Below are 310 nucleotides of genomic sequence, written 5' to 3'. Positions count from 1 at the left end.
ATGTATTGTCCAGCAACCTCTGGTGACAAAACCCCTACTTTAAGTACTGGCCATAAAACGATAAATAACCCACCATATATTGTTGCTCTTATCGAAGTAATCGTCCATTTCTCCTGACCCTTTACCATCGGCAAAATCATAGCGACCATCATGATCGCCATTGCCCAATCTGCATTATGGTGTTCTGTTGCTAGAATCGCGTTTACAAACCCATTTCTCCAAACAGGAAAAAAATGTCTCAGTTCAAAATAGGATAACGAACCTAAAAGAATTAAATGTTCAAAATAACAATGGCGAAAACACCTAATAT

1 protein-coding gene is annotated in these 310 nt (G+C 38.1%); it reads right to left on the bottom strand.

The features are described from left to right. Positions 1-310, bottom strand: a 310-nt coding sequence (locus AOA61_RS30835) for a GerAB/ArcD/ProY family transporter (RefSeq protein ID WP_158234792.1), incomplete at both ends; no start/stop codon positions are given.

The sequence above is a fragment of the Pseudomonas sp. 2995-1 genome (assembly GCF_002742505.1).
GTDB lineage: Bacteria > Pseudomonadota > Gammaproteobacteria > Pseudomonadales > Pseudomonadaceae > Aquipseudomonas > Aquipseudomonas sivasensis.
The sequence above is the reverse complement of the archived record's forward strand: the minus strand, read 5'-3'. Positions and strand labels throughout refer to the sequence as shown.